Source organism: uncultured Amnibacterium sp. (genome assembly GCF_964244015.1).
GTDB lineage: Bacteria > Actinomycetota > Actinomycetes > Actinomycetales > Microbacteriaceae > Amnibacterium.
This window is the reverse complement of record NZ_CAXTHO010000018.1, coordinates 26,178-35,709: the sequence shown is the minus strand read 5'-3', so window position 1 is coordinate 35,709 and position 9,532 is coordinate 26,178. Positions and strand designations below refer to the sequence as shown.

The 9,532-nt window shown below is 73.2% G+C and carries 12 protein-coding genes; 10 read left to right on the top strand and 2 right to left on the bottom strand.

What is annotated here, in order from left to right:
• The coding region (gene map, locus ACFE67_RS03935; protein ID WP_375405570.1) for a type I methionyl aminopeptidase at window positions 1–766 on the bottom strand (766 nt) is incomplete at its 3' end.
• A 134-nt stretch (window positions 767–900) separates the two neighbouring features.
• Here map and ACFE67_RS03930 point away from each other — a divergent pair.
• From ACFE67_RS03930 to ACFE67_RS03885, 10 genes are all read left to right on the top strand, one after another.
• On the top strand, window positions 901–1,362 hold the full coding sequence (locus ACFE67_RS03930; RefSeq protein ID WP_375405569.1) for a hypothetical protein: 462 nt from the start codon (window positions 901–903) through the stop codon (window positions 1,360–1,362).
• A gap of 162 nt (window positions 1,363–1,524) precedes the next feature.
• The gene (gene rplS, locus ACFE67_RS03925) at window positions 1,525–1,875 is read left to right on the top strand and encodes a 50S ribosomal protein L19 (protein WP_375405568.1); all 351 of its coding nucleotides are present in this window, start codon (window positions 1,525–1,527) and stop codon (window positions 1,873–1,875) included.
• Between the two features lie 79 nt (window positions 1,876–1,954).
• Window positions 1,955–2,698: a signal peptidase I gene (gene lepB, locus ACFE67_RS03920; protein WP_375405567.1), complete on the top strand. Its 744-nt coding sequence runs from the start codon at window positions 1,955–1,957 to the stop codon at window positions 2,696–2,698.
• Window positions 2,695–3,411: a ribonuclease HII gene (locus ACFE67_RS03915; protein WP_375405566.1), complete on the top strand. Its 717-nt coding sequence runs from the start codon at window positions 2,695–2,697 to the stop codon at window positions 3,409–3,411. Before lepB ends, ACFE67_RS03915 begins: the two co-directional genes overlap by 4 nt.
• Before the next feature lie 12 nt (window positions 3,412–3,423).
• Window positions 3,424–3,747: a DUF2469 domain-containing protein gene (locus ACFE67_RS03910; protein WP_345480774.1), complete on the top strand. Its 324-nt coding sequence runs from the start codon at window positions 3,424–3,426 to the stop codon at window positions 3,745–3,747.
• 309 nt (window positions 3,748–4,056) lie between these two features.
• Window positions 4,057–4,416 carry a YraN family protein gene (locus ACFE67_RS03905; protein ID WP_375405565.1) on the top strand — a complete coding sequence of 120 codons (360 nt, stop codon included), beginning with the start codon at window positions 4,057–4,059 and terminating at the stop codon, window positions 4,414–4,416.
• Complete coding sequence (locus ACFE67_RS03900; RefSeq protein ID WP_375405564.1) at window positions 4,413–5,981, top strand: YifB family Mg chelatase-like AAA ATPase; 1,569 nt, start codon at window positions 4,413–4,415, stop codon at window positions 5,979–5,981. The genes ACFE67_RS03905 and ACFE67_RS03900 overlap by 4 nt, the downstream gene beginning before the upstream one ends.
• On the top strand, window positions 5,978–7,141 hold the full coding sequence (dprA, locus tag ACFE67_RS03895) for a DNA-processing protein DprA (RefSeq protein ID WP_375405563.1): 1,164 nt from the start codon (window positions 5,978–5,980) through the stop codon (window positions 7,139–7,141). The genes ACFE67_RS03900 and dprA overlap by 4 nt, the downstream gene beginning before the upstream one ends.
• A gap of 40 nt (window positions 7,142–7,181) precedes the next feature.
• Window positions 7,182–8,036: a metallophosphoesterase gene (locus ACFE67_RS03890; RefSeq protein WP_375405562.1), complete on the top strand. Its 855-nt coding sequence runs from the start codon at window positions 7,182–7,184 to the stop codon at window positions 8,034–8,036.
• Between the two features lie 62 nt (window positions 8,037–8,098).
• Window positions 8,099–9,013 carry a tyrosine-type recombinase/integrase gene (locus ACFE67_RS03885; protein WP_375405561.1) on the top strand — a complete coding sequence of 305 codons (915 nt, stop codon included), beginning with the start codon at window positions 8,099–8,101 and terminating at the stop codon, window positions 9,011–9,013.
• A gap of 4 nt (window positions 9,014–9,017) precedes the next feature.
• Here the strand turns inward: ACFE67_RS03885 and ACFE67_RS03880 are convergent, their stop codons facing one another.
• Complete coding sequence (locus ACFE67_RS03880; RefSeq protein ID WP_375405560.1) at window positions 9,018–9,401, bottom strand: peptidoglycan DD-metalloendopeptidase family protein; 384 nt, start codon at window positions 9,399–9,401, stop codon at window positions 9,018–9,020.
• Window positions 9,402–9,532 lie beyond the last annotated feature (131 nt).

The following is a 9,532-nucleotide window of genomic DNA, read 5'->3' as shown; positions in this document are numbered from 1 at the left end:
AGCCGCGTTGGGTCAGGACGACCGGGTCGCCGTCGGTGACCGCGACCGTGTGCTCGCTGTGGGCGCCGCGGGAGCCGTCCTGACTCCGCAGCGTCCAGCCGTCGGGGTCGGTGAAGATCCGGTCCGTCGTCTCCAGCAGCCAGGGCTCGATCGCGATGATCAGGCCGGGGCGCAGCTTGAGGCCGCGGTGCGGGCGGCCGTCGTTCGGCACATGGGGGTCGCCGTGCATCGTGCGACCGACGCCGTGGCCGCCGAACTCGAGGTTCACGCTGTACCCGGCCGCCCGGCAGACGTCGCCGATCGCGGCCGAGACGTCGCCGAGCTTCATGCCGGAGCGCGCGTGCTGGATCGCCGCGTCGAGGGCGGTGCGCGTGGTGGCGATGAGTCGTTCGTCGGCCGCGCGGGGTGTGCCGACGATCACGGTCAGTGCGCTGTCGGCGACCCAGCCGTCGACGCTCGCCGCGAAGTCGAGGCTGACCATGTCGCCGTCCTGCAGCGCGTAGTCGAAGGGGAGGCCGTGCAGCACCGCGTCGTTCACCGAGGTGCACAGCGTCTTGCCGAACGGCATCGCACCGAACGACGGGTGGTAGTCGATGTAGCAGCTCTCCGCCCCGCGCTCCCGGATCATCGCGTGCGCGATCCGGTCGAGCTCGAGCAGGTTCATCCCGACGGCGACCTCGGATTCGAGCCGCTCGAGCACGGAGGCGACGAAGCGGCCGGCCGGGCGCATCGCCTCGATCTCTGCCGGCGTGCGCAACTCGATCACGGTTCCTCCTCCACAGCCCGTACGACCCTAACCGGGCGGGACGGCGCGCCCGTGGCAGAGGGGACGCTGAGCGCTCCCTCTGCCACGGGCGAACAGCAGCACCGTGTCCCGACGGGCGTGCCTACGATTCCCCCATGGCATTTCGTCGGGCTCTTTTCGCCTGGCAGTTCGCGGCTGCGGCCGTTCTGCCGCTCTGGCTCCTGCTCGGGTACGCGATCTGGGGCGCGTCCGTCGGCGGCTTCCTGAGCGTGGTCCTGCTGGTCCCCGTCGTGCTCGTCGTGGAGCTCGCGCTCGCGATCCTCTTCTCCGCTCGCGCCCGCATCCGCAGGGAGCGGGCGCTCGACCTGCCCGCGGTCGCCGTCCTCACCGCGTTCCAGGTCGGTGTGATCGGCCTCGGCTTCTTCGGCGCCGCGTCCGCGTGGTTCGGACTGCTCGCGGCGGCGGCGGCCATCGGCGGCTTCTGGGTCGGCGGCCGGCTGCTCGCGCGCGACGTCCGTTCACGCCTGCAGCAGCCCTTCGGTCCGCCCCAGCCGGCGGACCGGCGGCCGCCCATCGACGCCGGCGAGTACGTCGTCATCAGGCCGTCGACGCGCTGAGGGGACGAGTGCGGCACGACTCTGTGCCAGAATGACGGACTGTGCCGCGGCCGTTCCTGCCGCTGGGGGACCTTCTTCAGTCCGCGGCACCGTCTCGCCCGGCGCTGAACGCAGCGCCCCGAATCGGGCCGACCGGCGGCGTGCCCAGGGAGTAGTGCCCTCATGAGCCAGTTGCTCGACGCGGTCGACGCCGCCAGCATCCGTTCCGACATCCCGGCCTTCCGCCCCGGTGACACCGTGCGCGTGCACGTGAACATCGTCGAGGGCACGCGCAGCCGTGTGCAGGTCTTCCAGGGCGCGGTCATCCGCCGCTCCGGTGCCGGTGTGCGGGAGACCTTCACGGTCCGCAAGGTCAGCTTCCAGGTCGGCGTCGAGCGCACCTTCCCGGTGCACTCCCCGGTGATCGACCACATCGAGGTCGTGACCCGTGGTGACGTGCGCCGCGCGAAGCTCTACTACCTGCGCGAGCTGCGCGGCAAGAAGGCGAAGATCAAGGAGAAGCGCGAGGCCTGAGCCCCGCGCTCGACCCGCCCCGTACACTGGGGAGCCGGCGCGGGTCGGCTGTGCCCGGTGCGGGGAGGTCGTGCTCGACATGGTGCAGAGCCCCCCGACGAGCGCTCCTGAGCGGTCCGGAGGGCGGCACGGCCGTGGCGCGGCAGGGTTCCTCCGCGACCTCGTCGTCATCGTGGTCGTCGCGGTCCTCGCCTCGTTCCTGATCAAGACGTTTCTGATCCGGTCGTTCTTCATCCCGTCCGAGTCGATGCAGGACACGCTGCAGGTCGGCGACCGCATCCTCGTCAACGAGCTGGTGCCCGGACTCATCCCACTGCAGCGCGGCGACGTCGTGGTGTTCACCGATCCCGGCGGCTGGCTGCGCGGCGATCAGCCGGTCGCGGCGCCGACCAACCCCGTGACCGCTGCGGGTGACTGGGTCCTGTCGCTCGTCGGGCTGTCCGCGCAGGACGCGAACAACCACCTGGTCAAACGGGTGATCGGTCTCCCCGGCGATCACGTGGTCTGCTGCAACGCGCTCGGTCAGATGACCGTCAACGGCAGCCCACTCGCCGAACCGTACGCCGTGCTGCAGCCGGGCAGCCGCGCCGTCTCGGGCATCGCCTTCGACACCGTCGTCCCCGCGGGGAGGCTCTGGGTGATGGGGGACAACCGCCCCAACTCCGACGACTCGCGCTTCCAGACCGCGACGCCCTCCAAGGGCTACGTCCCGATCTCCGACGTCGTCGGCCGTGCCTTCGTCATCTCCTGGCCCGTCTCGCACTGGAGCTGGCTGTCCGACTACCCGTCGACGTTCGGCGGCGTCGGGTCGGCGTCCGGATGACGGCGGGCGGCGTCCTGAGGTCCAGCGCGGGCCGCCCTCCCGGCCTCTCGGTCGAGCGTGCGCTGCTCGCCTCCGGTGCGTCCGTGGTCATCGGGTGCGACGAGGTCGGCCGCGGCGCGATCGCCGGTCCCGTCGGTGTCGGCGTCGCCGTGCTCGACCCCGGGCGGAAGCGCATCCCGACCGGGCTGCGGGATTCGAAGCTGCTGCCGGAGGCGGACCGCGTCGCGCTCGCCCCGCGCGTCCGCGACTGGGCCGCCGCTTCCGCGGTCGGCCTCGCCGGGAACGACGAGATCGACGGCGTCGGCATCTCTAGATGCCTCGGGACCGCGGGCGCGCGCGCGATCGGCGGCCTGGTCGCGCTCGGTGTCGGGCTGAGCGGCGCGGTCGTGCTGCTCGACGGTAACTGGGACTGGCTCACGCCCGGGCTGATCGCCGCCGGGCTGCCGGTGCTGCCGCAGGTCGTCACGCGGATCAAGGCCGACCGCGACTGCGCCTCGGTGTCCGCCGCCTCCGTCGTCGCGAAGGTGCACCGCGACGACCTGATGATCGAGCGGCACGACGACCACCCGGTCTACGGCTGGCTCAGCAACAAGGGGTACGCGTCCCGTCACCACTACGCGGCGATCGACGCGCACGGCCCCTGCGACTGGCATCGGCACACCTGGCTGCACGCCCTCCCTTCCGTCGTCGCGGTGTCCGCGGACGAAACGTAGGATCGTCCGACGATGGACGATGACGAGATCGAGGACTACGACCGCGAGGTCGAGCTCCAGCTCTACCGCGAGTACCGGGATGTGGTGAGCCAGTTCAAGTACGTCGTCGAGACGGAACGGCGCTTCTACCTGGCGAACGACGTGGAGCTGACCCGCAGGGACACGGAGCACGACTTCTACTTCGAGCTGCAGATGCACGACGTGTGGGTGTGGGACGTCTACCGCGCCGACCGCTTCGTGAAGAGCGTGCGGGTGCTGACGTTCAAGGACGTCAACGTGGAGGAGCTGTCGGCGAAGGAGCTCGAACTGCCCCAGGAGCTGGCGCTCGACGAGTGACGCGCCAGCGGCGCTCGTCGGGCGCCATCGACCATCGATGCTGCCTGGCGCTCGACGAGTAGAACTCGTCAACGAGGCTCGCGCTAGCGGGGCCCACCGCTGCTCATTCGACGGAGCGCACCGCCGGTTCAGCAGCGGATGGCCCCGGTAGCAGGTGAATCGGCGCAATCAGCGGACTTGCGCTTCGCGGTCCTCCTCCGCGGCTCGGGACGGCGCGATCCTCTCCTCCACAGGTCCGATTCGGCCCGTTCTCGGTGCTGGGCGCCTTCCGCGGTCACCGCCGTCGCGAAGCCCGACATCGTCGGACCCATGGCGGACAAGGACGACCTCGGTCGACGGGGTGAGGACGAGGCGGCGGCATACCTGACCGCGCTCGGATGGCAGATCGTGGATCGCAACTGGCGGTGCGCGTCGGGCGAGATCGACATCGTCGCGATGGACGGGCGTGAGCTCGTGATCGTCGAGGTGAAGACCAGGAGCAGCCGCCGGTACGGCGATCCGCTGGAGGGGGTCGACGCGCCGAAGCTCACGCGGCTCTGCGTGCTGGCCGGCGCCTGGCGTCGCGCGCATCGCGGGGTGCGGTCGCAGGGGACGAGGATCGATCTCATCGGGGTGCTGATGCCGCGCCGCGAGGGGCCGACCTTCGACCACCTCAGGGCTGCGGCATGAGCACCGCGGTGTCGGCGGTCGCCCCGTCGGCGCCGGCCTCGACCGCCAGGGCGGCCGCGATCGCGCTCGAGGGGCTCACCGGTCGCATCGTCGAGATCGAGGCCGCGCTGACGAATCAGACCCCGGGGCTGCGGCTCGTCGGCATGCCGGACACGGCGCTGCGGGAGGCGCAGGCGCGGGTCAGAAGCGCGGTCGAGCACTCCGGATTCGAGATGCCGTCGCGGCATCTGACGGTGAACCTCTCCCCGGCGGCGGTGCCGAAGCACGGGTCGGGCTTCGATCTCGGCATCGCGGTCGCGGTGCTCGGCACGACCGGGGTGATCGAGCGGGAGACCGTCGGCGACACCGTCTACGTGGGCGAGCTCGGCCTCGACGGCCGGCTCCGCCCGGTGCCCGGCGTGCTGCCCGCGGTCCGCGCGGCCCGGCGGGCGGGCAGGTCGCGGATCGTCGTGCCGTCGGCGAGCGAGGCGGAGGCGTCGCTCGTCGACGGCATCGAGGTGATCGCGGTGCCGAGCCTCAGAGCGCTCGCGATCCGCCAGGGCGCGGACCTCGATCCGATCGACGTCGAGCCGGTGCCCGGACCTCCGGTGCTGCGCGAGCATCCCGCACGGACGGATCTCGCCGACGTCGTCGGCAACGCCGAGGCCATCGAGGCGATGATCATCGCGGCGGCCGGCGGGCACCACCTCCTGATGCTCGGGCCGCCGGGTGCAGGCAAGACGATGCTCGCGACGCGGATGCCCGCCCTGCTCCCGGATCTGATCGGCGACGCCGCGCTCGACGCGACCTGCATCGCGTCCCTCGCCGGCCAGGGCATCGATCGGCTGCGATCGCGACCGCCGTGGCAGGCGCCGCACCACTCCGCGAGCGAGGCCGCGATCATCGGCGGCGGCAGCGGGCGCATCCGGCCGGGCGCCGTCACCCGCGCCTCCGGTGGCGTGCTGTTCCTCGACGAGGCTCCGCAGTTCTCCGCCGCAGTGCTCGACTCCCTGCGGCAGCCGCTCGAGTCCGGGATGGTGTCGGTGCATCGCGCTGCGGCGCATGCCGACTTCCCCGCCCGGTTCCAGCTGGTGCTCGCCGCGAACCCGTGCCCGTGCGGCCAGTGGGGCACGACCGACGGTGTCTGCAGCTGCGCGCCTGCGGCCCGCAAGCGGTACCTCGACCGGCTGTCCGGGCCGCTCCTCGATCGCATCGACATCCGGCTGCGGGTCGATCGGGTGACGGCGGCGCAGCTGCGGCTGGCGGACGACCTGTCGCGGGTCAGCACCGCCGTCGCGCGGGAGCGGGTACTGGCAGCGCGGGACCGCGCGGCCCACCGGCTGAGCGGGACGCCGTGGAGGATCAACGCGCAGGTTCCCGGCGGCTGGCTGCGGCATCCCGATCGCGAACCCGCGGACGGCGCGCGGCTGCCGCTCGAGGCGGCGCTCGAGCGCAAGGTGGTGACGCTCCGCGGTCACGACAAGGTGCTCCGGCTCGCCTGGACGCTCGCCGACCTGGCCGGCATCGACCGCCCCGGCCGGGCGGAGATCGGCCGGGCGCTCACGCTGCGGAGCCCGGACGCATGAACGGCATCGATTCGCTCGAGGACCTCCTGCTCGCGGTCCGCCCCGGCCCTCCCGACCCGGATCCGGGCGCCGTTCTCGCAGCGGGCGCCTGGACGACGCTCGTCGAACCGGGCGACGGTGTCGCCGGTGCGCTCGTCGGCACCCTCGGCGCCGCCGACGCGCTCGACGCGCTGCGGAGGAACGCGCCGCCGTCCCGGAACCCGGAGCTCAGGAAGGCCTTCGACCGCTGGTCGCCCCGGTTCGACGAGGCCGGGTTCGCGCGCGCGTTCCGCAACGCCCTGCAGGTCGGCGCCCGGCTGCTGGTGCCGGGCGACGTCGACTGGCCGATCGGCCTCGCGGATCTCGGCGCCCACGCGCCGCTCGCGCTCTGGGCGCTCGCGCCGACCGGGTTCCTCCCGCCGCTCACCCGGTCGATCGCGATCGTCGGCTCCCGATCGTCGACGGCCTACGGCGATCGGGTGGCGACGGACGCCTCCTGCGGGCTCGCGGACCGCGGCTTCGTGATCGTCTCCGGCGCCGCGATGGGCATCGACGGCGTCGCGCATCGCGGTGCACTGGCCAGCAGCGGGACCACGGTCGCCGTGCTAGCGGGCGGTCTCGACCGTTTCTACCCCGCCCAGCACGCGGACCTGCTGCACCGGATCGCGCGCGAGGGCGTCGTGCTGTCGGAGATGCCGTGCGGCGCGCGACCGATGCGGGAACGCTTCCTGAAGCGGAACAGGCTCATCGCCGCCATGTCGCGGGCGACCGTGGTGGTGGAGGCGGGGGCACGGTCGGGTGCGATGAACACGGCGGCGCACGCGGCGCAGCTGGGCCGACCGCTGGGTGCGGTGCCCGGGTCCGTCTACTCGGCGACCTCCGTCGGCACCCACGTGCTGATCCGCGACTTCGCTGCGGTGCTCGTGCGCAGCGCGGCGGAGATGGCCGAGCTGGCGAGCGAGCCGGACGACGCGGTGCAGCTCGACGGCTTCGAGCGCCTGTCCGCCCCGGAGGATCCGAACGAGGCGCGCCTCGTGGAGGTGCTGGGGAGGCGGCCCAGGACCGTGCTCGACCTCGCAGCGAGGGCGGGCCTCAGCATCGCGGACACGTCGGCCGCGCTCGGCATGCTCTCGCTCACGGGAGCGGCCGTGGAGGGGGCGGGTGGGTGGTCGAGCGCATAGCGCGATGGGCACCGTCAGCGGCGTTCGGTACCGTCCAGAGGTGACCAGGGAGCCGATCGCCACCCACCGCGTGGCCCACGTCAGCGACAGCCACTTCACCGAGTCCGGCCTCATGCACGGGTCCGTGCACGTCGCCGCGACCTACTCGGCCGCGCTCGCCGCGCTGGAGGGGAGCGGGATCCCGATCGACGCGCTCGTGCACACGGGCGACGTCGCGGATCAGGGTGCGCCGCAGGCGTACCTCGCGGCATCGACCGTCACCCGCGAGACCACGCAGCGCACCGGATGGCCGGTCGTCTGGGCGGTCGGCAACCACGACGTCCGCCCGGCGATGGCGGAGGCGCTGCTCGGCGAACCCGCGACCGACGAGCCGCTCGACCGCGTGCTGGAGGTGCGCGGCCTGCGGATCGTCTCGCTCGACACCTCCATCCCGGGCCACGTCGAGGGCGGCGTCGATGCGGCCCAGGCCGAATGGCTGCGGACGGTCCTCGCCGAGCCCGCCGAGTTCGGCACGGTCCTCGCGCTGCATCACCCGCCGGTCCCGGTCGAGGTCACGGCGATGGCCCGCCTGCACCTCACAGGCCAGGACGTGCTGGCTGCGGCGATCGAGGGCACGGACGTGCGGGCGATCCTCGGCGGCCACCTGCACTACGCGACCAGCTCGTCGTTCGCGGGCGTCCCGGTGCACGTCGCCCCGGCCACCGCCTACACGATCCGCCTCACGAAGCCGGGCGGCGGCGTGATCGCTGTCGACGGCGGGCGCGCTGCGGGCATCCTCTCCCTCTACGACGACGGCCGGGTGGGCTACTCGCCGCTGCCCGCCGACCCGCACCACGTGCTGGACAGCACGCCGGAGGAGGCCTTCGCGACCATGGGCGTCGACGCCCCGCACTGACGCCTGAGCGGTGGCCGGAGGGTCGCGCCACCGCGGTCGATTCGAGGGCGCACCCTGGGGCGATGCGGCTGACGGAGGCGACGGCGGCGCACCGCGACCATCTCGCGCGGGAGCGCGCGTACTCGCCGCACACCATCGCGGCCTACGGTGCGGACCTCGCCGATCTCGTCCGATTCGCCGCCACCCGGCAGGTCGAGGAGGTCGGGGGTCTCGACCTCGAACTCCTGCGCGACTGGCTCTGGGAGGCGACGGAGAGGAAGCTCGCTCGCGCGACGATCGCCCGGCGCGCGGCTGCGGCGCGGAGCCTGACCGGCTGGCTGCACCGGACCGAGCGGCTGCCCACGGACCCGGGCGCCCGGCTGCGCGCGCCGAAGGCGCAGGGCCGGCTGCCGCGCGTCATCGGCGACGACCAGGTCACCGAGCTCTTCGCCGGCCTGGAGGCGCGCGCGGCCGAGGGCGATCCGTCGGGCCTGCGGGATCTCGCGCTGATCGAGCTGATCTACGGCTCCGCGCTGCGCGTCTCGGAGGCGTGCGGGGTCGACGTCGACGACGTCGACCTCTCCTCGCTCACCGTCCGCGTCACCGGCAAGGGCGCGAAGGACCGCGTCGTCCCGTTCGGCGTGCCGGCGTCGCGGGCGATCACCGCGTACCGGGAGCGCGGCCGGCCTGTGCTGGCGGAGCGTGGCGGGGGCGCGGCGGGCGCTGCCCTCTTCCTGGGCGACCGGGGCGGGCGGCTCGGCCCGCGCAGCGTGCACCGCCTCACCTCCCGGCTGCTCGAGGCCGTGCCGGGATCCGGTCCCTCCGGCCCGCACGCGTTCCGGCACTCCGCGGCGACGCACCTGCTCGACGGCGGCGCCGACCTCCGCGCGGTGCAGGCGATGCTCGGCCACGCGAGCCTCGGCACGACGCAGATCTACACGCACGTGTCGATGGAGCGGCTCGCGGAGAGCTACAAGCTGGCCCATCCGCGCAGCTGAGGGGTCACCAGGCGGACTCGGGCAGCAGCACCGCGCGCGTCGCGCCGCCCAGGAAGAGCAGCGGCGACACGTACACCCAGCCGTCGCCGGTCCGGACCCTGGCGCCGAGATGCAGGACGCCCGCGGCGTGCGATCCGCCGGTCGAGACGTGCCCGATCACCTCGCCGCGGTGCACCGCCTCGCCCTGCTGCACCGCCGGCTCGACCGGTTCGACGCTCGACCGCACGCCGCGATGATCGATGGCGACGACGCCGCGATCGACGACCGTGCCGGCGAACGCCACCACGCCGTCGTCGACCGCCAGCACGGGGGAGCCGACCGCTGCCTGCACGTCGATGCCCCGATGCCCGGCGGTGTACTCGGTCGCCGGCGCCTCGAACCCGCGCACGACCCCGTGCGAGGCGACCGGCCAGGCCCACGCGGGCGAGCAGTTCGACGGCTGGTTCTACCAGTCCGTCGTCAAGCTCGGCGACGGCGTGGCGACCACGACCATGGAGATCACCGAAAGGAAGAAGGCCG